At 70.5% G+C, this 21122-nt stretch carries 17 protein-coding genes and 1 tRNA gene; 11 read left to right on the top strand and 7 right to left on the bottom strand.

Going from position 1 to position 21122, the window contains the following annotated elements; genetic code table 11:
• Nucleotides 1–24: 24 nt before the first annotated feature.
• The 4 genes from ACIQZN_RS16735 to ACIQZN_RS16720 are packed head-to-tail and all read left to right on the top strand — an operon-like array spanning nucleotide 25 to nucleotide 3950.
• Nucleotides 25–1692 carry a thiamine pyrophosphate-binding protein gene (locus ACIQZN_RS16735; RefSeq protein ID WP_403993583.1) on the top strand — a complete coding sequence of 556 codons (1668 nt, stop codon included), beginning with the start codon at nucleotides 25–27 and terminating at the stop codon, nucleotides 1690–1692.
• Nucleotides 1689–2645, top strand: coding sequence for a PDR/VanB family oxidoreductase (locus ACIQZN_RS16730; RefSeq protein WP_403993580.1), 957 nt, complete (start codon nucleotides 1689–1691; stop codon nucleotides 2643–2645). The genes ACIQZN_RS16735 and ACIQZN_RS16730 overlap by 4 nt, the downstream gene beginning before the upstream one ends.
• 20 nt (nucleotides 2646–2665) lie before the next feature.
• Nucleotides 2666–2887 (top strand): recombinase-like helix-turn-helix domain-containing protein, encoded by a 222-nt coding sequence (locus tag ACIQZN_RS16725; RefSeq protein ID WP_018104535.1) that lies wholly within the window; start codon nucleotides 2666–2668, stop codon nucleotides 2885–2887.
• Between the two features lie 7 nt (nucleotides 2888–2894).
• The gene (locus ACIQZN_RS16720; RefSeq protein WP_403993576.1) at nucleotides 2895–3950 is read left to right on the top strand and encodes a Rieske 2Fe-2S domain-containing protein; all 1056 of its coding nucleotides are present in this window, start codon (nucleotides 2895–2897) and stop codon (nucleotides 3948–3950) included.
• 198 nt (nucleotides 3951–4148) lie between these two features.
• Here the strand turns inward: ACIQZN_RS16720 and ACIQZN_RS16715 are convergent, their stop codons facing one another.
• A complete protein-coding gene (locus ACIQZN_RS16715) occupies nucleotides 4149–4661 on the bottom strand; it encodes a MarR family winged helix-turn-helix transcriptional regulator (RefSeq protein ID WP_403993573.1) in 513 nt (170 codons plus the stop codon).
• Between the two features lie 127 nt (nucleotides 4662–4788).
• Here ACIQZN_RS16715 and pepN point away from each other — a divergent pair, with 127 nt between their 5' ends.
• From pepN to ACIQZN_RS16695, 4 genes are all read left to right on the top strand, one after another.
• Nucleotides 4789–7290 (top strand): aminopeptidase N, encoded by a 2502-nt coding sequence (gene pepN, locus ACIQZN_RS16710; RefSeq protein ID WP_403993570.1) that lies wholly within the window; start codon nucleotides 4789–4791, stop codon nucleotides 7288–7290.
• 214 nt (nucleotides 7291–7504) lie between these two features.
• Nucleotides 7505–8908: a pyridoxal phosphate-dependent decarboxylase family protein gene (locus ACIQZN_RS16705; RefSeq protein ID WP_403993567.1), complete on the top strand. Its 1404-nt coding sequence runs from the start codon at nucleotides 7505–7507 to the stop codon at nucleotides 8906–8908.
• The gene (locus ACIQZN_RS16700) at nucleotides 8905–10311 is read left to right on the top strand and encodes a lysine N(6)-hydroxylase/L-ornithine N(5)-oxygenase family protein (protein WP_403993564.1); all 1407 of its coding nucleotides are present in this window, start codon (nucleotides 8905–8907) and stop codon (nucleotides 10309–10311) included. The genes ACIQZN_RS16705 and ACIQZN_RS16700 overlap by 4 nt, the downstream gene beginning before the upstream one ends.
• A 222-nt stretch (nucleotides 10312–10533) precedes the next feature.
• On the top strand, nucleotides 10534–11622 hold the full coding sequence (locus tag ACIQZN_RS16695; protein WP_403993561.1) for a peptidoglycan-binding protein: 1089 nt from the start codon (nucleotides 10534–10536) through the stop codon (nucleotides 11620–11622).
• 77 nt (nucleotides 11623–11699) lie between these two features.
• On the opposite strand, the gene ACIQZN_RS16690 is transcribed toward ACIQZN_RS16695, so the two are convergent.
• Nucleotides 11700–13511 (bottom strand): bifunctional metallophosphatase/5'-nucleotidase, encoded by a 1812-nt coding sequence (locus ACIQZN_RS16690; RefSeq protein WP_403993558.1) that lies wholly within the window; start codon nucleotides 13509–13511, stop codon nucleotides 11700–11702.
• A gap of 192 nt (nucleotides 13512–13703) precedes the next feature.
• Here ACIQZN_RS16690 and ACIQZN_RS16685 point away from each other — a divergent pair, with 192 nt between their 5' ends.
• Complete coding sequence (locus tag ACIQZN_RS16685; RefSeq protein ID WP_403993555.1) at nucleotides 13704–14408, top strand: SIMPL domain-containing protein; 705 nt, start codon at nucleotides 13704–13706, stop codon at nucleotides 14406–14408.
• Between the two features lie 146 nt (nucleotides 14409–14554).
• Nucleotides 14555–15988 carry a pyruvate kinase gene (pyk, locus tag ACIQZN_RS16680; RefSeq protein ID WP_403993552.1) on the top strand — a complete coding sequence of 478 codons (1434 nt, stop codon included), beginning with the start codon at nucleotides 14555–14557 and terminating at the stop codon, nucleotides 15986–15988.
• A gap of 9 nt (nucleotides 15989–15997) precedes the next feature.
• Here the strand turns inward: pyk and ACIQZN_RS16675 are convergent, their stop codons facing one another.
• Complete coding sequence (locus tag ACIQZN_RS16675; RefSeq protein ID WP_403993549.1) at nucleotides 15998–16768, bottom strand: transcriptional regulator; 771 nt, start codon at nucleotides 16766–16768, stop codon at nucleotides 15998–16000.
• Between the two features lie 80 nt (nucleotides 16769–16848).
• Nucleotides 16849–16931: transfer RNA gene (locus ACIQZN_RS16670), tRNA-Leu, on the bottom strand.
• Between the two features lie 97 nt (nucleotides 16932–17028).
• Here ACIQZN_RS16670 and ACIQZN_RS16665 point away from each other — a divergent pair.
• Nucleotides 17029–17679, top strand: coding sequence for an ANTAR domain-containing response regulator (locus ACIQZN_RS16665; protein ID WP_018104545.1), 651 nt, complete (start codon nucleotides 17029–17031; stop codon nucleotides 17677–17679).
• A 64-nt stretch (nucleotides 17680–17743) separates the two neighbouring features.
• Here the strand turns inward: ACIQZN_RS16665 and ACIQZN_RS16660 are convergent, their stop codons facing one another.
• From ACIQZN_RS16660 to ACIQZN_RS16650, 3 genes are read right to left on the bottom strand one after another with little or no spacing between them, the layout of a single operon-like run.
• The gene (locus ACIQZN_RS16660) at nucleotides 17744–18460 is read right to left on the bottom strand and encodes an ABC transporter ATP-binding protein (protein ID WP_403993546.1); all 717 of its coding nucleotides are present in this window, start codon (nucleotides 18458–18460) and stop codon (nucleotides 17744–17746) included.
• Nucleotides 18457–19335 carry an ABC transporter ATP-binding protein gene (locus tag ACIQZN_RS16655; RefSeq protein WP_403993543.1) on the bottom strand — a complete coding sequence of 293 codons (879 nt, stop codon included), beginning with the start codon at nucleotides 19333–19335 and terminating at the stop codon, nucleotides 18457–18459. Before ACIQZN_RS16655 ends, ACIQZN_RS16660 begins: the two co-directional genes overlap by 4 nt.
• Nucleotides 19336–19339: 4 nt before the next feature.
• A complete protein-coding gene (locus tag ACIQZN_RS16650) occupies nucleotides 19340–21118 on the bottom strand; it encodes a branched-chain amino acid ABC transporter permease (protein ID WP_403993540.1) in 1779 nt (592 codons plus the stop codon).
• Nucleotides 21119–21122: the final 4 nt, after the last annotated feature.

Raw genomic sequence — 21122 nt, 5'->3', positions numbered from 1 at the left:
CCCAACCCCCCAGGAGCACCCGACATGACCCGACCCAACGGCGGCGACCTGCTCGTCGAGACGCTACGAGGACTGGGCGTCGACACGGTGTTCGGCATCGTCAGCGTGCACAACCTGCCGCTCGTCGAAGCCGTCGACCGCGATCTGCGCTTCGTCCCCGTCCGCCACGAGGCCGCCGCGGTCAACGCCGCGGACGGCTACGCCCGCGCCACCGGCCGACTCGGCTGCGCCCTCACCAGCACCGGTACGGGGGCGGGCAACGCGGCCGGCTCCCTCATCGAGTCCCTCAGCTCCGGCACACCCGTCCTGCACGTCACCGGGCAGATCGACAGCGCGTACCTCGGCTCCGGGCGCGGCTTCATCCACGAGACCAAGGACCAGCTCGGCATGCTCCGCGCGGTCTCCGCGCACGCCGTCACCGTCACCGACGCCGAGAGCGCCGGCGACCTGCTGCGCGAGGCGGCCGCCCGCGCCCTGACCGCCCCGCACGGCCCGGTCAGCGTCGAGTGGCCCATCGACCTCCAGTTCGCCCCCCAGCGGCTCACCGGCACGCCCGTCCCCGCGCCCGCCACCCCCGCCCTGCCCGACGCGGCGCTCCTGGACGAGGCGGCCGCCCTGCTGTCCGCCGCCCGCCGCCCCCTCCTCTGGGCCGGCGGCGGCGCCAACACCGCCCGCCCCGAGGTCGCCGCCCTCCTCGACGCCCTCGACGCCGGGCTCGTCACCTCCAACTCCGGGCGCGGCGCCGTCCCCGAGTCCGACGAGCGGGTCCTCGGCAACTACGCCACTGCCCCGGCCGGCCGCGCCCTGCTCGCCGAGGCCGACGTCCTGCTCACCATCGGCACCCACTTCCGCTCCAACGAGACCGCCGACTACGGCCTCCGACTCCCCGCCACGCACCTCCAGATCGACCTGGACCCGGCCGCCCCGGGCCGCGTCTACCCGGCGACCGTCGCCCTCCACGGCGACGCCTCCGCCGTCCTCGCCGCCCTCCTCGGCCGTGTCACCAGCGGGAGTACGGAGACGGGCTGGCCCGGCCGCGTACGCGAGGCCCGTACCGCCGCCCGCGCCGCGCAGCGCCACGCCATCGGCCCCCAGGCCGCGATCAACGACGCGATACGCGACGCCTGCCCGCCCGGGTCCGTCATCGCCCGGGACGTCACCATCCCCTCCTCCACCTGGGGAAACCGGCTCCTGGAGATCACCGAACCCGCCACCAACGTCTTCCCGCGCGGCGGCGGCATCGGCCAGGGGCTCGCCATGGGCATCGGCGCCGCACTCGGCCGCCCCGGCACCCCCACCGTCGTCATCGCCGGCGACGGCGGCCTCGCCGTCCACCTCGGCGAACTCCTCACCCTCGCCCAGGAGAAGCCCGACCTCACCCTCCTCGTCTTCAACGACGGCGGCTACGGCGTCCTGCGCAACATGCAGGACGACCACTTCCCCCGCCGCTCCGGGGTCGACCTCACCACCCCCGACTTCGCACAGCTCGCCGCCGCCGTCGGCCTCCCGTACGCCCGGATCGCCGCCGAGGCCGACGCCGGGCCCGTCATCAAGGAGGCCGTCGCGACCCCGGGCCCCACCCTCGTGGAGATCGACCTCACCGCGCTCGGCCCGATGAACACCCCGTTCACCCCGCCCGTCAAACTCCCCGCCGCCGCCGGCACCCCCGCAGAAGGAGGCGACCCGTCATGACACCCGCCGAGGAGCCCCGGCTCGACCTGCTCGTCCACCGCATGACATGGGAGGCCGACGGAGTCCTGAGCATCGAACTCACCCACCCCGACGGCAAGCCCCTCCCCGCCTGGCGGCCCGGCGCCCACATCGACGTCCACACCGGCGGCCACGTCCGCCAGTACTCGCTGTGCTCCGACCCCGCCGACACCGCCCGCTGGCGCATCGGCGTCCTGCGCGAACCCGCCTCCCGGGGCGGCTCCGCCCATATCCACAGCGAGCTCCGCCCCGGCCGGACCGTCCACGTCCAGGGCCCCCGCAACCACTTCGCGCTCGACCCCGACGCCCCCGGCTACCTCTTCGTCGCCGGCGGCATCGGCATCACCCCGCTCCTGGCCATGGCCCGCGAGGCCGCCCGCACCGGCACCCCCTGGCGGCTCGTCCACGGCGGCCGCACCCGCGCCTCCATGGCCTTCACCGCCGAACTCGCCGCCCTGGCCGGACAGCCCGGCGGCAGCGTCGATTTCATCCCCCAGGACGAACAGGGCCACCCCGACCTCGACACTCTGCTCGCCGGCCTCGCACCCGGCACCCAGGTCTACTGCTGCGGCCCCGAACCCCTGCTCGCCGCCGTCGAGGAACGCTGCCCCGACGCCCGTACCGAACGCTTCGCCGCACCCGCCGCCGCACCCCGCGACGGCGAGGACACCGGCTTCGACCTCGTCTGCTCCCGCACCGGCCGCACCGTCGAGGTCGCCCCCGGCACCTCCGCGCTCGACGCCCTGGAGAACGCCGGCATCCCCGTCGCCTCCTCCTGCCGCGACGGCATCTGCGGCACCTGCGAGACCAAGGTCCTCGAAGGCACCCCCGACCACCGCGACTTCCTCCTCAGCGAGGGCGAACGCGAGGCCGGCGCCTCGATGATGCTCTGCGTCTCCCGCTCCCGCACCCCCCGCCTCGTACTCGACCTCTGAACCGCCCGAAGGGAGCCGACATGACCGGCCCGCAGTACCTCGACCCGCACCAGGCCCGCACCGCCGAGCCCACCCCGTACGAGAAGAAGCTCGCCGCCGTGATCGAGGAGGTCTTCGGCGGCGGCGCCCACGACCTGCCCGGACTCGTCGCCGGACTCAACGCCCGCGACCTGCCCGCCCCCGACGGCAGCCCCTGGACCGAGGACACCTTCCGCGCCGAGATGCGCCGACTGGGAGCGTGAGACAGCCATGACCACCACCCCCGTAGAGCCGGGCACCCGCCCCTCCGAGGTCGCCCGCCCCGGCGACCGCACCGCCGACCGCCTCTTCGCCACCGGCGTCCGCAACCTGTGGTACGCCGTCTGCCCCTCGGACTTCGTGCCCGAGGGCGGCATGAAACGGCTCACCCTCCTCGGCGAGGAGTGGCTCCTCTTCCGCCGCGCCGACGGCACCCTCCACATGCTGGAGGACCGCTGCCCCCACCGCGGCGCCCGCCTCTCCCTCGGCAAACACCTCGGCGACCGCATCGCCTGCTGGTACCACGGCGTCCAGGTCGACGGCACCGGCACCGTGGCCGCCGTCCCCGGCCTCCCCGGCTGCAATCTGGAGGGCAAGCAGCTCGTCGCCGCCCCCCACCTCATCGAGACCGGCGGCGCGGTCCTCGCCTACTTCGGCGACCACGCCCACGCCGAGCCCGTCCCGCTCACCCTGCCCGAACCCCTCACCGACCCCGGCACCTCGGCGTTCCTCTGCTACGCCGAGTGGAACGTCAACTGGCGCTACGCCGTCGAGAACCTGCTCGACCCCATGCACGGCTCGTTCCTCCACCGCGACTCGCACAGCATGGCCGAGGGCCAGACCACCGCCCGCTTCCGCATCCGCGAGACCGAACGCGGCTTCTTCTTCGAGAAGACCGACCAGAGTGGCGTCAACTTCGACTGGGTCGAGCTCTGCCGCACCGGCGTCGACTGGGTCGACCTCACCATCCCCTACCCGCCGACCGCGGGCCCAGGCGGACCCTTCGGCATCGTCGGCATGGCCACCCCCATCGACGAGGACCGCTGCGCCGTCTTCTTCTGGCGCTACCGCAAGGTCACCGGCTGGGAGCGGGACACCTGGCGGTTCCTGTACAAGACGCTCTTGGAGGAGCGCCACTGGGAGGTCCTCGAACAGGACCGCGTGATGCTGGAGGACCTGCGTTCCGACGCCGACCAGGCGGAGAACCTCTACCAGCACGACCTGGGCGTGGTCCGCGTCCGCCGCATGTACCGCACGGAAGCGGAGTCCCAGGCGACGACGGCCTGACCAGTGTCCTCAATCGCCGGCCACATCAAGCCCGTCCGGCGATTGAGGACACCTCCTCCACACGGGGCGACGGCGCCCAAAATCAAGCCCGTCCGGCGATTGAGGACATCCCCGCGCCGTGTGGCGGCGCCCAAAATCAAGCCCGTCCGGCGATTGAGGACATCCCCGCGCCGGGATCCCGGCGCCCCCGCGGAGAGCCTACGCACCGCCCTCCGCGGAAAGCACCGACCGCTCCAGCTTCCCCAGCAACCGCGCAAGCTCCACGCACTCCGCCTCCGACAGCCCCGCCAGCATCCGCCGCTCGTTCTCCAGATGCTCCGAGAACAGCGCGTCGATCAGCGACAACCCCTCGTCCGTCAGCCGCGAGTGCACCACCCGCCGGTCCTGCGGATCCCGCTCCCGCCGGATCAGCCCGTCCTTCTCCAGCCGGTCTATCCGCAGCGTCACGCCCGCCGAGCTGATCAGCCCCGAATCCGCCAGCTCGCCCGCCGTGCGCCGGAACGGCGCCCCCGCCCTGCGCAACGCCGTCAGCACGTCGAAGCCGGCCATCGACAGACCCCTGCGTTCCACGGGCCGCGAGATCGCCGCGCTGTACCGCAGGAACGCCCGGTGCAGCCGGCCGAAGACCTCCAGCGGAGCCGTATCCAGCTCCGGCCGCTCCCGCCGCCAGTCCGCCACGATCGACGCCACCGCGTCCGCCCGCTCCGCCATCCCGGCCACACCTCCGCGCAGGTACACAATGGGGTAAGAATCTTAGCCCTCAAAGGATCCCGCACGGCCGTCCGCCCCCAGCGGAACCCGCCTGCGCGCCGCACAGCCGATACGGCAGCATGTCCCCATGTCCGTACTGACGCGCGATGAAGCGCAGGCCCGAGCCCAGATCCTCGACGTTCAGCGATACACCATCGAACTCGATCTCACCGCGGGGGAGGAGACCTTCGACTCCCGTACCGTGATCGAGTTCACCGCCCGTACGGCCGGTGACACCTTCATCGAGCTCAAGCCCGCCACCCTGCGCTCGATCAGCCTCGACGGGCAGCCGCTGGACCCCGCGGACCTCACCGAGAACCGGTACCCCCTCACCGGCCTCACCGAAGGACCGCACGAGATCCGCGTCGACGCCGCGATGCGCTACTCCCGCACCGGCGAGGGCATGCACCGCTTCACCGACCCCAGCGACAACGAGACATACGTCTACACCCAGCTCTTCATGGAGGACGTCCAGCGCGTCTTCGCCGCCTTCGACCAGCCCGACCTCAAGTCGGTCTTCGCCCTCACCGTCACCGCCCCCGAAGGCTGGACCGTCCTCGGCAACGGCGTCACCGAGCACACCGGCGACGGCCGCTGGACCATCGCCCCCACCCCGCCGCTCTCCACCTACCTCGTCGCCGTCGCCGCCGGCCCCTGGCACTCCGTGACCACCGAGCACGCAGGACTGCCCTTCGGCATCCACTGCCGCCGCTCCCTCGCCCCCCACCTCGACGCCGACGCCGACGAGATCCTCGACATCACCCGAGCCTGCTTCGACCGGTTCCAGGAGAAGTTCACCGAGCCGTACCCCTTCGACTCGTACGACCAGGCATTCGTCCCCGAGTTCAACGCCGGCGCCATGGAGAACCCCGGACTCGTCACCTTCCGCGACGAGTTCATCTACCGCTCCGCCGTCACCGACACCGAACGCCAGACCCGCGGCATGGTCATCGCCCACGAGATGGCCCACATGTGGTTCGGCGACCTCGTCACCCTCGCCTGGTGGGACGACATCTGGCTCAACGAGTCCTTCGCCGAGTACATGGGCTACCAGACCCTCGCCGAAGCAACACGGTTCACCGACACCTGGGTCGACTTCGGCGTCGCCCGCAAGGGCTGGGGATACGACGCCGACCAGCGCCCCTCCACCCACCCCGTCGCCCCCGACCCGGCCGACGTCCCCGACACCGCCTCCGCGCTCCTCAACTTCGACGGCATCTCCTACGCCAAGGGCGCCTCCGCCCTGCGCCAGCTCGTCGCCTGGCTCGGCGAGAAGGACTTCCTCGCGGGCATCAACACCCACTTCGCCCGCCACAAGTTCGGCAACGCCACCCTCGCCGACTTCATCGACAACCTCGCCTCGGCCACCGACCGGGACGTCCACGCCTGGGCCGACCAGTGGCTCCGTACCACCGGCGTCGACACCCTCGCCGCGCACACCACCGAGACCGACACCACCTGGTCGCTCACCGTCGACCACCGGGGCACCCGCCCCCACCGCATCAGCGTCGGCGTGTACGACCACAGCCTCGACACCCAGCACGGGCCCACCCCCCTCGTCCTGCGCGAACGCTTCGACGCCGGCATCCCCGAGGAAGCCCCCGCCACCCGCCCCGGCCGCCGCCCCGCCCTCGTCGTCCTCAACGACGAAGACCTCACCTACGCCAAGATCCGGCTCGACCCGCACTCCTGGAACACCGTCCTGGACAGCCTCTCCGGCATCCCCGACGCCCTCACCCGCGCCGTCGTCTGGAACTCCGCCCGCGACATGGTCCGGGACGGCGAACTCGCCCCCAGCACCTACCTCGAAGCCGCCCGCGCCCACCTCCCGTACGAGACCGACCTCGCCCTCCTCCAAGGCGTCCTGGCCTTCGCGGACACCCAGGTCGCCGGCCGCTACACCGCCCCCGAGGACCGGCCCGCCGCCCTCGCCACGATCACCTCCCTCTGCCGCGACCTCATCCGCCGCACCGAGGACGGCACCCACCCCGGCCTGCGCCTCACCGCCGTACGCCACCTCATCGACGCCGCCACCCAGCCCGACACCATCCAGGGCTGGCTCGCCGACGACACCGTCCCCGGCGGACCCGAACTCGACCCCGAACTGCGCTGGCGCATCCTCACCCGCCTCGCCGTCCTCGGCGCCACCGACGAGACCGCCATCGACGCGGCCCTGGAGGACGACCCCAGCGCCACCGGCCAGGAAGGCGCCGCCCGCTGCCGCGCCGCCCTGCCCACCCCCGAGGCCAAGGCCGCCGCCTGGGACGCGATGTTCCACGACGACAGCCTCTCCAACTACCTCTTCTCCGCCACCGCCCAGGGCTTCTGGCAGCCCGAACAGACCGACCTCGTACGCGCATACGTGCCCCGCTTCTATCCCGAGGCCGCCCAGCTCGCCGCCCGCCGGGGCCCCGCCATCGCCGAAGCCGCCGGGCGCTACGCCTTCCCCGCCCACGCCGTCGACGCCGACAGCCTCCGCGCCGGCGAAGAGGCCCTGGACGACCCGGCCCTCATCCCCGCACTCCGCCGCAAGCTCATCGACCAGATCGACGACCTGCGCCGCGCCCTGAACGTACGCAACGCCAACTGACCCCACCCGTGCCCGGCCCGCCCCTCACCACGAGGAGCGCGCCGGGCACGCCCATACCACCCCGGCCCCCGGCACCGCGCCCCCATCCGCGCCCCGCCACCCTTTCGAGTTCAGATCCCCCGGTCCCCGGCCGCGCCACCCGAAACCCGGACAAGCTGGCACGCACACCCATGTCTCCACCCCGTCCCCGCGCGCCCGAAGGACCACCCGCCCCATGCCCGTACCGCCCCTCGCCGGGTCCACCACCGGACCCGACGCCCTGCGCCCCCTCCTCGACACCGTCCTCACCGCCCTCGCCGAAGGCGCCCGACGCCGCGACGGCCCCCTCCCCGCAGGCGGACCCGACACCGTCACCCCGCGCACCCGCACCGCCCTCACCCCCCTCATCCCGGACCGGGGCACCGGCGCCCACCACGCCCTCGCCACCCTCGTCCAAGCCCTCACCGAAGGCGCCGCCGACCCCGCCGACCCCCTCTGCGCCGCCCACCTCCACACCCCGCCCCTCGCCCTCGCCGCAGCCGCCGACCTCGCCGCCTCCGCCCTCAACCCCTCCATGGACTCCTGGGACCAGGCCCCCGCCGCCTCCACCCTCGAAGCCGACACCACCGCCGCGCTCGCCGCCGAGGTCTACCCCCACCACCCCGCACCCGACGCCCTCGTCACCACCGGCGGCACCGAGGCCAACCAACTCGGCCTCCTCCTCGCCCGCGAGCGCCACGGCCCCGTCCAGACCATCACCGGCGCCAACGCCCACCACAGCATCACCCGCGCCGCCTGGCTCCTCGGCCTCCCCGAACCCCTCACCGTGCCCGCCCCGAACGGCACCATCGACGTCCCCGCACTCCACGAGACCCTCGCCCGCCACCACACGCAGGGCCCCCTCCTCGTCACCGCCACCGCCGGCACCACCGACACCGGCCAGATCGACCCCCTCGCCGAGATCGCCGACCTCTGCGCCCGCCACGGCGCCGAACTCCACATCGACGCCGCCTACGGCGGGCCCCTCCTCCTCAGCCCCGCCCACCGCCACCGCCTCGACGGACTCGACCGCGCCGACAGCGTCACCCTCGACCTCCACAAACTCGGCTGGCAGCCCGCGTCCGCCGGCATCCTCGCCGTCCCCGACCGCCACCACCTCCACGCCCTCCACCACCAGGCCCCCTACCTCAACGCCGACGACGACACCGAAGCCGGCCTACCCGACCTCCTCGGCCGCTCCCTGCGCACCACCCGCCGCCCCGACGTACTCAAGATCGCCGTCACCCTCCGCGCCCTCGGCCGCACCGGACTCGCCGACCTCGTGGACCGCACCTGCGCCGCCGCGCACACCCTCGCCGACCTCGTCGACGCCACCCCCGCCCTCGAACTCCACGACCGCCCCACCATCAGCACCGTCCTCTTCCGCCCCACCGACGCCGACGACCACACCGTCGCCACCGTCCGCCGCACCCTCCTCACCCGCGGCCACGCCGTACTCGGCCGCACCCACACCCACGGCCGCCTCTGGCTCAAGGCCACCCTGCTCAACCCCCACACCACCCCCGACGACCTCCACCGCCTCCTCGCCCTCGTCACCCGGCTCACCGCCGAACTCAAGGAAGGCAGCACCCTCCGATGACCGCCGCCCCGGCCACCCCCGACCCCCTCCGCACCCACGACCTCGTCGGCATCGGCATCGGCCCCTTCAACCTCTCCCTCGCCGCCCTCGCCCACGGCCTCCCCACCCCCCTCACCACCGCCTTCTACGAACAGCGCCCCGCCTTCCACTGGCACCCCGGACTCCTCATCGAAGGCGCCACCCTCCAAGTCCCCTTCCTCGCCGACCTCGTCACCCTCGCCGACCCCACCAGCCCCTGGAGCTTCCTCAACTACCAACGCGCCCAGAACCGCCTCTACCCCTTCTACTTCGCCGAGCGCTTCCACATCCACCGCGCCGAATACGACGCCTACTGCCGCTGGGTCAGCACCCGGCTCCCCGGCCTCCACTTCGGCCACCAGGTCGACGCCATCCGCTGGGACCCCCAGACCGCCCGCTTCGACATCGACCACACCCAGCTCGACGCCCACGGCGAAGCCGAATCACTCGGCCGCACCCACACCCGCCACATCGCCCTCGGCATCGGCACCGAACCCCACATCCCCGACGCCCTCAAACCCCTCACCGACACCGGCACCGCCCCCGTCATCCACTCCGCCGACTACCTCCACCACCGCGACCGCCTCCTGACGGCCCGCCACATCACCGTCATCGGCTCCGGCCAGTCCGGCGCCGAGATCTTCCTCGACCTCCTCCGCGCCCGCCCCACCGGAAACGAAGGGCTCCACTGGCTCGCCCGCACCCCCGCCTTCGCGCCCATGGAGTACTCCAAACTCGGCCTCGAACACTTCACCCCCGACTACACCCGCTACTTCCACAACCTCCCCGAAACCGTCCGCGACACCCTCGTCCCCCAGCAGTGGCAACTCCACAAGGGCATCGACCACGACACCATCGCCGCCATCCACGACGAGCTCTACCGCCGCACCCTCCACGGCGGCTGGCCCGACGCCACCCTCACCCCCGGCGTCACCGTCCGCACCGCCGGACGCGTCGCCAACACCCGCGTCGAACTCCACCTCGAACACACCCAGCAGTCCACCCGCACCCGCCTCACCACCGACGCCGTCGTCCTCGCCACCGGCTACCGCGAACGCCCCCTCGACACCCTCCTCCACCACCTCGCACCCCACCTCCGCCGCGACACAGCCGGCCGCCCCCGCGTCGACGCCCACCACCGCCTCGACCTCGGCCCCGCCGTCACCGGCCACATCTACGTACAGAACGCCGAACGCCACACCCACGGCGTCGGCGCCCCCGACCTAGGCCTCGCCGCCTGGCGCAGCGCCACCATCCTCAACGACCTCACCGGCACCACCCCGTACCCCCTCCCACAGCGCACCGCCTTCACCACCTTCGGCCTCACCCAACCCGCCATCCCCACCCAACAACCCACCCTCGTCCCCCTCACCCGCAACAACTGACCCACCCGGCCCCCGAGACAAGCCGCCCACCAATCGCCGACATTGTTGAGGTCACGTCACTAGCGGATGCGGCTTTCGCACAACGCTGGGCCAACGCCCCCGCACTTGCCATCGTGGTGCCCCGTCAGCCACCTCAGGCGGCACACCAGGAACGACAGCACCCCGCACCAGCCGGCGCCGTCGAACCCGTGTGCCGCACCTGGACTCGCATCGGGGGACACCATGTCAATCACGCGCCGCACACAGATCGCCCTCGCCGGCTTCGTCGCCGCGGGAATCGCCGCCGCCGTCGTCGTCGTACCGTCGCTCACCGACGACACCACCGACCAGAAAACCGTCGCCGCCGCCAGAGACACGGACTACGGCCCCGAACCCGAGGCCGACAGCGACCTGGTCACCCAGGCCGACCAAATAGCCTCCATGGCCTCCGGCACGATCTCGCCCGACACCATGATCAACCGGGCCCGCACCTGGCTCACCGCCAACGGCGGCCACCAGGTCCCCTACAGCATGCAGCGCGTCTGGAAGGACGGCTACCGCCAGGACTGCTCCGGGTTCGTCTCCATGGCACTCGCACTCGGCAAGCCCGGCCTCAACACCGTCGGCCTCGCCAGCTCCGCCAGCGGCGTCACCAAGCACCTCAGCAGCACCAGCCAGCTGAAAAAGGGCGACCTGCTCATCGACGCCAGCACCAGCGACGGCGACTTCCGCCACGTCGTCATCTTCGAGAAGTGGGCCAACTCCTCACACAGCTCCTACTGGGCCTACGAACAGCGCGGCTCCCACGGCACCACCCACCGCACCCTCAGCTACGGAATAGGCAAGGACAACTACGACCCCTACCGCCCCCTCAAGCTCAGCGGAAGCAGCAGCGGCGGAGGCAGCAGCACCCCCTCCACCCCCAGCGCCGCCTGGCCCGTCCTCAAGAGCGGCTCCAAGGGCACCGACGTCCGCTCCGCCCAGCAACTCCTCATCGCACGCGGCTACAGCATCGCCGCCGACAGCAGCTTCGGCCCCGCCACCCGCGCCGCCGTCATCCGCTTCCAGAAGGCCCACGGCCTCTCCGCCGACGGCGTCATCGGCCCCAACACCTGGTCCAAGCTCATCGTCGTCGTCAAGTACGGCACCAAGGGCAACGCCGTCAAGGCAGCCCAGAACCAGCTCAAGATCTACGGCTACAGCCTCGCCGTCGACGGCAGCTTCGGCCCCGCGACCAAGTCCGCGACCCTCTCCTTCCAGAAGAAGTACCACCTCTCCGCCGACGGCGTCATCGGCCCCAACACCTGGCGCACCCTCCTCGGCACCCGCTGACACACACCACAGCGGCCCCCTCTCCCACCGCACCCGCGGAAGGAGAGGGGGCCGCCGTCACACCCGTACCGGCACCCCTAGAACACCGGCACACCGTCCCGCGTCAGCTTCCAGTCCACCGAAGCGAACTCCGCCGGATCCACCGAACCCTTCGCCTGCACCCAGGCGATGATCGTGTTCCGGATCTCCTCCGAATTCGCCCACAGCTGCTTCGCCGCCGGAACATGCGGGAAATTGCCGCCACCGCTCGCCCGGTAGTTGTTCACCGCCAGCACGAACTGCGCCTTCGGATCAAGCGGCTTCCCCGCGAACGACAGATTCACGATCCGCGAACCCACCGGCTTCGCGATGTCGATCTCGTACGTCAGACCCGACACCGCGTCGTAGTTGTAGTCCGGCGTGCTGTCCGCATTCGTCAGCTTCTCCGGATCCACCGGAGCACCCGCCGCCGTCTGCACGTAGTACTTCGCCGAGAACTCCAGGTACTCCAGAATCTGCGCACCCGTCACCAGACGCGCCTCCAACGTGTTCTCGAACGGATACAGACCCGCCGCGTCCTTGATCGTCACGTTCCCGGCCGGAATCCGCGCCGTACGCGAGAAGCACGACGCCTGCGACAGCACCGGAAGCTCCGCGTACTCACCACCCGCCAGCGCCGCCTTCACCGTCTCCGCCTGAACGACGTTGATCAGATCGATGATCGGCTCGTCCTTCCACGCCGCCTCCGCCGTGGTCATCTCCGAAGCCGCCGTACCGATCACCTGGTTGACGTACGCCACGACCTTCTTGTGCTCGTCCGCCAGCAGCTTCGTGATCTTCCGGTCCTCGGCCGCCGTGTTCGAGTTCAGCACCCGCGAACCGGCCTTCTCCACCACCCAGCGGCCCTTCTCCCACACCACCTCGAAGTCGAACAGCGTCAGCCGCTGCCCCCACTTCAGCGGCTCCGAGAGCACGACCTTCTTCCCCGTCTCCTTGTTCTCCACGAAGTACTCGGGAATCTCCAGATGCGCGTGACCCACCAGGATCGCGTCGATCCCCGGCACCTGCTCCGCCACCAGACCCGCCGCGTTCTCCACATACGGAATCTGGTCCCCGTACGACGACGTCCCGCTGTTCCCCGAGTGCGCCGACACGATCACCACATCCGCGCCCATCGAACGCAGCCGCGGCACATACTTCGCCGCCTGCTCCTCAAGCCCCGGGAACACCATCTTCCCGCTCACGTTCGCCTTGTCCCAGATCGCGATCCCCGGGTTCGTCAGCCCCAGAACCGCCACCTTCACATCCCGGCCGTGCGGCGTCCGCAGCTTCTTGATCACATACGGCGCGAACGCCGGCCGCAGCGTCTTCGCGTCCAGCGCGTTCGCCCCCAGCAGCGGGAAGTCGCACTGCTCCTCGAACTTCCGCAGCACCGGAATCCCGTAATTGAACTCGTGGTTCCCCAGCGCCGCCGCGTCATAGCCGATCGCGTTCATCGCCTGCGCCATCGGGTGCACCGGACCGCGCTTCGCCGTGATCGGGTCGATCTTCGCGTAGTAGTACGAGAGCTGCGTACCCTGGATCGTGTCACCCGCGTCGATCATCAGGGTGTTGTGACGGCCCTTCTCCCGCCGCACCTGCTCCACCAGCGTCGAGATCTTCGCCAGACCGACGTCGTTGTGGTCCTTGTCATCGAACTCGGCGTCCGTGAAGTAGTCCCAGTTGAAGACGTTCCCGTGCAGATCCGTCGTCCCCATCACGGTGAACGAGTACCGCTTCTGCGGACGCCCGTGACCATGACCGTGCCCGCGCCCGTGCGCCTCGGCGGGCGACGCGACGCCGCCCACCACCACCGCGCTCGCGCCGGCCGCGGCCGATGTCCCCAGGAACGTCCTTCGGTTCAGCGGCATCTCGTCTCCCACATTTCGGTTCACTTGGTGCGAAGTTCTGTCGTACGCCGTCCAACAACGCGCGTAGATAATCACCCAGGCACCACCTCCGGCAACACCCCCGGCAGGTTTCCGTTCCATGACCACACATCGACAGGACGGCGTCCGGCCGCGAACACCCCGACTGTCACACTCGGATGCCACAGTGGACCCATGACCGAGCCCGCGCAGCCCTTCGGCACCCCCGACCAGCCCCGCCTCGCCGTCCGCGGCGAAGCCCGCCTGGAAGTCGACCCCGAGATCGCCCGCCTCTCCATCACCGTCACCGCCCGCGGCAAGGACCGCCGCGCCGCCCTCGAAGACCTCACCCGCCGCAACGCCACCGTCCTCGAACTCGCCCGCACTTACGGGGACGCCGTCGAGAAGATCGAGACCGGCGCGCTCTCCATCCACCCCGAACTCGTCCAGCGCGGCCGCGACGAGAAGATCCGCGCCTACCACGGACGCGTCTACATCACCGCCGTCCTCAACGACTTCACCGCACTCGGCGAGTTCGTCACCCGCGTCGGCGACCTCGACATGACCCACGTCAACGGACCCTGGTGGGCCCTGCGCCCCACCTCGCCCGCGCACGGCGAGGCCCGCCGCCAGGCCGTCCGCGAGGCCGTCCAGCGCGCCCGCGAATACGCCGGAGCCCTGGGTGCCGACCTCGCCGCCCTGGTCGAACTCGCCGACATAGGCGCGGAGAACGCCGCCCCGGTCGCGTACGCCCGCACCGGCGGCTACGGCGGCGCGATGCCGGCCGCGCCCGCCGGAGCGGGCGCCCCGCCCCCGCCCCCCGTCGACCTCGAACCCCAGCGGCAGACCGTGTACGCGCAGGTGAACGCCCGCTTCACCATGACCCCGCCGAAACTCTGAATCACCGCCTACGGGGACACCGGCGCGTGCTCATCCGAGCGCGCCGCCGCACAATTCAACACTTGTCAATAACCCTTCATGCAAAGGTGGTTGGACAGTCATACAGAGCCAATTACCTACCCATAGGTAAGGTCTAGGCTCGAACCATGCGCCGAGCCAAAATCGTTTGCACCCTGGGACCCGCAACCGACTCATACGACCAGATCAAGGCCTTGGTCGAGGCGGGAATGGACATCGCCCGCCTCAACCTCAGCCACGGCAGTTACGCCGAACACGAAGAGCGGTACCACCGCGTGCGCAAAGCGTCCGACGAGGCGCACCGCAGCGTGGGCGTCCTCGCCGACCTTCAAGGCCCGAAGATCCGCCTCGGACGCTTCCGTGAAGGACCCGTACTCCTTGAACGCGGCGACGACTTCACCATCACCGTCGAGCCGATGGACGGCGACCGCAACGGCTGCGGCACGACGTACGACGGGCTCGCCTCCGACGTCACCCCCGGTGAGCGCATCCTGATCGACGACGGCCGCGTCACCCTGGAGGTCACCGAGGTCGACGGCCCCCGCGTTCGCACCACCGTGGTCGAGGGCGGCATGGTCTCCGACCACAAGGGCCTCAACCTCCCCGGTGTCGCCGTCTCCGTCCCCGCGCTCTCCGAGAAGGACATCGAGGACCTGCGCTGGGCGATTCGCGCGGGCGCCGACATCATCGCCCTCTCCTTCGTCCGCAGCGGCCGCGACATCGAGGACGTCCACCGCGTCATGGACGAGGAGGGCCGCCGCCTCCCGGTCATCGCCAAGGTCGAGAAGCCGCAGGCCGTCGAGAACATCGAGGACATCGTGGCCGCCTTCGACGGGATCATGGTCGCCCGCGGCGACTTGGGCGTCGAAATGCCGCTGGAGCAGGTCCCGATCGTCCAGAAGCGCGCGATCAAGCTCGCCAAGCGCAACGCGAAGCCGGTCATCGTCGCGACGCAGATGCTCGACTCGATGATCGACAACTCCCGGCCCACCCGCGCCGAGGCGTCCGACGTCGCCAACGCGATCATCGACGGCACGGACGCGGTGATGCTCTCCGGCGAGACGAGCGTCGGCAAGTACGCGATCGAGACGGTCCGCACGATGGCCCGCATCGTGGAGGCGGCCGAGGAGGACATCCTCGCGAAGGGCCTCCCGCCGCTGACGGACCGGAACAAGCCCCGCACCCAGGGCGGCGCGGTGGCCCGCGCGGCGGCGGAGATGGGCGACTTCCTCGGTGCGAAGTTCCTGGTGGCCTTCACGCAGAGCGGCGACACGGTGAAGCGGTTGTCGCGTTACCGCTCCCCGATCCCGCTCCTGGCCTTCACCCCGGACCCGGCCACGCGCTCCCAGCTCAACCTGACGTGGGGCGTCGAAACGTTCCTGGGTCCGCACGTGGACTCCACGGATGCGATGGTCGCCCAGGTGGACGAGGAACTCCTCAAGATCGGCCGCTGCCAGAAGGGCGACGTCGTGGTCATCACGGCGGGCTCCCCGCCGGGTGTCGCGGGCTCCACGAATCTGGTGCGCGTGCACCACATCGGCGAGGACGACAGCCCGAAGTAGCGGGGCGGCTCAGTATTTCGGCCCGACGTGAGCGTCCATGAGAGCGACGGACGCCCGTCGGGCGACGGAGATGTTCTTGCCCTTGGTGTCTTTCCACTCGACGCCGACCCGGTCGAGCGTGTCGGTATAGAGCCTCAGAATGTCGGCCGACAGGTTGGTGAAGAAGTAGCGCGGGTACTCGTAGCGCCGCCGTTCGCCACGGACGAGGCGGGTGGCCCAGTTGGTGATGCGGCAGCCATCGGAGTGGATCAGGCCGCGGATGAAGTCCCACGGGTGGGCGTCCACGATCTCCTGTTGCCACTCGGCCAGAGCGATTTCACGGTCGTGCTTCTTGCCGGGGCCGTGCTGAGGGAAGAAGCACGGCCAGTGCTTGCTGAGACACGTCACGTATTGGCAGCCTTGTCGCTGCACGCGGAACACCTTGTTGCTCGGTCGAATGATCTGCATGGCCTCGCCGCAAGCGTCCATGATTCCGGGCCATGCGTCGGCGCAGGCGACGCGGAGTGCGTACACGCCTCGCCTGCCCTGGCTGATGCAGCCGTCTCCGAGGTAGAGCCCGAGCAGGTATGCGTAGGCGAGGTGATCGAATTCCCCGCCCGTGCACCAGGGGCAGTCGGCGGGCTGCTTAAACGGGATTCCGCGCTGCCTGCGATCTGCGTACAGCCACGAGCCGATCGTTCCGGCGGGGACGTTCAGCTCTCGTGCGACGTCCGCATTGCGGGCGCCGCTGCGGAGAAGGCCGAGGGCCCTCTGTCGCAATTCCGTTTCGTACACGTTCATGGGAACACGATGAGCGCCCCGAACCCGCCGCACGCAGCAAAAAGCGGATGTTCACGAGAACGTGAACATCCGCTTCGGTGTGCCCGGTGTGGGATTCGAACCCACATGCCCGAAGGCACGGTGGTTTGAGCACCGCGAGTATGACCAGTTCCTCCAACCGGGCAAGGTGGGAGCTGTGCAGCAGTGTACCGGGTCCCGTTGCTGCGGCGTAGCTAGGTAGGCTCAGAGGCAGCAGTCCTGTCCTGGAACAAGGAGCCCCCGTGACCACCCCCGAGTCGCCCCAGCCCGTCGCCGATGACGACAAGTCGCACGTTCCGCCGCTGACGACCCGTGTCGTCATCGCCGAGGACGAGGCACTCATCCGCCTCGACCTCAAGGAGATGCTCGAAGAGGAGGGGTACTCCGTCGTCGGGGAGGCCGGGGACGGGCAGCAGGCCGTCGAGCTGGCTCGGGAGCACAAGCCGGACCTGGTCATCCTCGATGTGAAGATGCCCGTGCTCGACGGGATCTCCGCCGCCGAGAAGATCGCCGAGGAGTCCATCGCCCCGGTCCTCATGCTCACCGCCTTCTCGCAGCGCGACCTCGTGGAGCGGGCCCGGGACGCCGGGGCGATGGCGTACCTCGTGAAGCCGTTCAGCAAGAGCGACGTCGTCCCGGCGATCGAGATGGCCGTCTCGCGGTTCTCCGAGCTGAAGGCCCTGGAGAACGAGGTCGCCGACCTCGCCCAGCGGCTGGAGACGCGGAAGCTGGTGGACCGGGCGAAGAGCATCCTTCAGACGGACTACGGGCTGTCCGAGCCGGAGGCGTTCCGGTGGATCCAGAAGACGTCCATGGACCGCCGGCTGTCGATGCAGCAGCTCGCCGAGGCCCTGATCGAGGACGCCGAGGAGAAGAAGAAGGCCGCCGAGTAACCCCGTAAAGCACAGGAAAGGCCCGCGCCACGGAGGCGCGGGCCTTTCTCGTACGCGTGAGCGCTCAGTCCTCGCCCAGGTACGCCTTGCGGACGGACTCGTCGTGGAGGAGGTCCGCCCCGGTGCCGGAGAGGACGATCTTGCCGATCTCCATGACGTGGCCCTGGTCCGCCAGCGACAGCGCGGCCTGGGCGTTCTGCTCGACCAGGAGGATCGTCGTGCCGGAGGCGCGGAGTTCGACGATGGTCTCCATGATCTTCTGCATCATGATCGGCGAGAGGCCCATGGAGGGCTCGTCGAGCATGAGCAGCTTGGGCTGGGACATCATCGCCCTGCCCATGGCGAGCATCTGCTGCTCGCCGCCGGAGAGCGTCCCGGCGGCCTGCTTTCGGCGTTCCCCGAGGATGGGGAAGAGCTCGTAGGCGCGCTGGACGTCCTTCTCGATGCCCGCCTTGTCGTTGCGGAGGTACGCACCGAGGAGCAGGTTCTCCGTGATCGTCAGCCGGGGGAAGATGTGGCGGCCCTCGGGGGAGTGGGCGAGGCCCAGGGAGACGATCTTGTGCGCGGGGATGTTGGTGAGCGGTTTGCCCTCGAAGAGGATGCGTCCGGCGAGGGGTTTGAGCAGCCCGGAGAGGGTGCGCAGGGTGGTGGTCTTGCCGGCGCCGTTGGTGCCGATGAGGGTGACCACCTGGCCGGCCTCGACGGTGAACGAGATGCCCTTGACGGCTTCGATCTTGCCGTAGGCGACGCGGAGGTCCTCGACCTCCAGCAGTGCGGTCATCGGTTGTCCTCCTCTTCCGTGCTCGTGGTGGTGGCGCTCGCCTCGGCCTTCTCGACCTCGGCGACCTCGTCGGCGCCGGGGGCGCCTTCGAAGGGGGTGCCGAGGTAGGCGGCGATGACGCGTTCGTCGCTCTGGACCTCGGAGGCGGTGCCCTCGACGAGCTTCTCGCCCTGGACGAGGCAGGCGACGCGGTCGCAGAGGTTGAAGATGAAGCGCATGTCGTGCTCGATGACGAGGACGGCGATGCCCTGGTCCCGGATCGCGAAGATGAGCTCTTCGGTGACGCGGGTCTCCTGCGGGTTCATGCCGGCGGTGGGCTCGTCCAGGAGGAGGAGTCCGGGGTCGCTGGCGAGCGCGCGGGCGATTTCCAGCTTGCGCTGGTCTCCGTAGGGGAGGTTGCGCGCGAGGTGGTCGGCCTTGTCCTGGAGGCCGATGAACTCCAGGAGTTCCATCGCGCGTGCGCGGCTGGCGGTTTCCGCGGCGTGGTAGCCGGGAAGGTGGAGGAGCGCCGACCAGAGGCCTTCCTTGGTCCGGGTGTGGCGTCCGACGAGGACGTTCTCCAGGACGGTCATGTTGGCGAAGAGCCGGATGTTCTGGAAGGTGCGGGCGATGCCGGCCTTGGTGACGAGGTGGGGCTTGGGCGGCAGGACGGTGCCCTTGTAGCTGACCTTGCCCTCGGTGGGGACGTACAGGCCGGTGAGGCAGTTGAAGAAGGTGGTCTTGCCGGCGCCGTTGGGGCCGATGAGGCCGACGATCTCGCCGCTGTTGACCTGGAGGTCGACGTCGCGGACGGCGGTGAGGCCGCCGAAGCGCATGGTGACCCCGCTGGCGTCCAGGACGGTCGTCCCGGTGGCGGTCTCTGTCTTGGTGGTCATGGTGTTACGCCCCCGCCTTGGCGATGCCGGCGTCCGTCTCGTCGGACTTCCGGGGTGTGGGCACGTCGAGCTGGTCGGTCTCGTGGAATTCGAGCTGCTTCCTGCGGTCGGCGACCAGGCCTTCGGGCCGGAAGCGCATCAGGAGGACGAGCGCGATGCCGAAGAGGAACAGCTGGTAGTCCTGCATGAACTGGAGCTTCGCCGGGATGAGGTAGAGCAGCGCGGCGCCGACGAAGGGTCCGCTGAGGGTTCCCATGCCGCCGAGGATGACGGCGGCGAGGAGGAACGCGGAGTTGGGCGGCACGGAGCCGGCGAACTGGTACTGCTCGGGCGTCACGGTGTAGTTGACGTGTGCCTGTACGGTGCCGGCGAGGCCGGCCAGCGTGGCGCCGAGGGCGAAGGCGAGCAGTTTGAGCCGGAAGGCGTTGATGCCCATGGCGGTGGCGGCGGTCTCGTCCTCGCGGATGGCGACCCAGGCGCGGCCGATGCGGGATTCCCCGGAGCGGCGGAAGACCAGGACGACGACGGCGGTGAAGACGAGCATCAGCAGGTAGTAGTTGGCCGGCCTGCTGAGGGTGAAGGGTCCGACGTCGTGGCTGAGGGCGAAGTCGATCCCGAACAGGTTGAGGTCGGGGATGCTGGGGATGCCCTGGGAGCCGTTGGTGAGGTCGGGGCCGCTGTTGCCGTTGAGGGCGTTGACGGTGACGCGGAAGATCTCTCCGAAGCCGAGCGTGACGATGGCGAGGTAGTCGCCGCGCAGCCGCAGGGTCGGGGCGCCGATGAGGACGCCGAAGATCATCGAGACGACCGCTCCGGTGAGGACGGCGGCCCAGAACGGGAACTTGACGCCGATCGCGGAGAGGGGCGCGCCGGAGACCAGGGCGGCGGTGTAGGCGCCGACGCCGAGGAAGGCGACGTAGCCGAGGTCGAGGAGGCCGGCGAGGCCGACGACGACGTTGAGGCCCAGGGCGACGGTGGCGAAGATGAGGATGTTGACGCCGATGAGGGCGTACTCCGCGGTGTCCTGGGTGAAGGGGAAGCAGAGGGCCGCGACGAGGGCGGCCGCGAGGGTGACGTTGCGGTGCTTGGTGGTCAGCGCGGTGAGCCGGGCGATGAGTCCGGCGCGGTTGAGTGCGGTGACGGCGAAGCCCGCGGTGATGAGGAAGCCGATGAACTGTTCGGAGTCCTCGGTGGGGATGTCGATCCCGTAGGTGAAGACGTAGAGCCCGAGGCCGAAGGCGACGGCGATGATGATGATCTCGGCCCAGCCCGGGAGGGCCTTGGCGCGGGGTGCCGAGGGGGCGGCGAGGCTGTTGCGGAAGCGCTGCCAGGCGTTCGGCGCGGGGCCGTCGGCGGAGAGCGGGACGTCGTAGGGGAGGGCGAGGGAGGCGATGACGGCGACGAGTGCGCCGATGCCGCTGACCCAGGCTCCCGGTTCGAGGTTGACGACGCCGCCGAGCTCGTAGGAGATGGCGCCCATGGCGTACCCGGTGGTGCCGAAGGTGGCGAGCGCCAGGAGGCGGACGGGGCTGTGGGTGCCGGCGGGGGAGAGCCAGCGCAGTCCGGGGATGCCGTAGTTGGTGAGGGCGAAGAGCAGGGTGAGGATCGCGCCGGTGAGGGTGAGGACCTGGAGGCCGCCGGGGTAGCCGGTGACGGTGAGGTCGCCGGGGAATTCGGAGGTCCAGGTCCAGGGGAGGAGCGTGCCGGCGAGGGCGGCCGCGGCGCCGGCGAGGGTGGCGATGCGGGCGGCGGGCGCGGGGAGCGGGAGGAGTGCGGTGGTCATCCGT

The organism is Streptomyces sp. NPDC097595, assembly GCF_044761525.1.
Taxonomy (GTDB): domain Bacteria; phylum Actinomycetota; class Actinomycetes; order Streptomycetales; family Streptomycetaceae; genus Streptomyces; species Streptomyces drozdowiczii_A.
The sequence above is the reverse complement of the archived record's forward strand: the minus strand, read 5'-3'. Positions and strand labels throughout refer to the sequence as shown.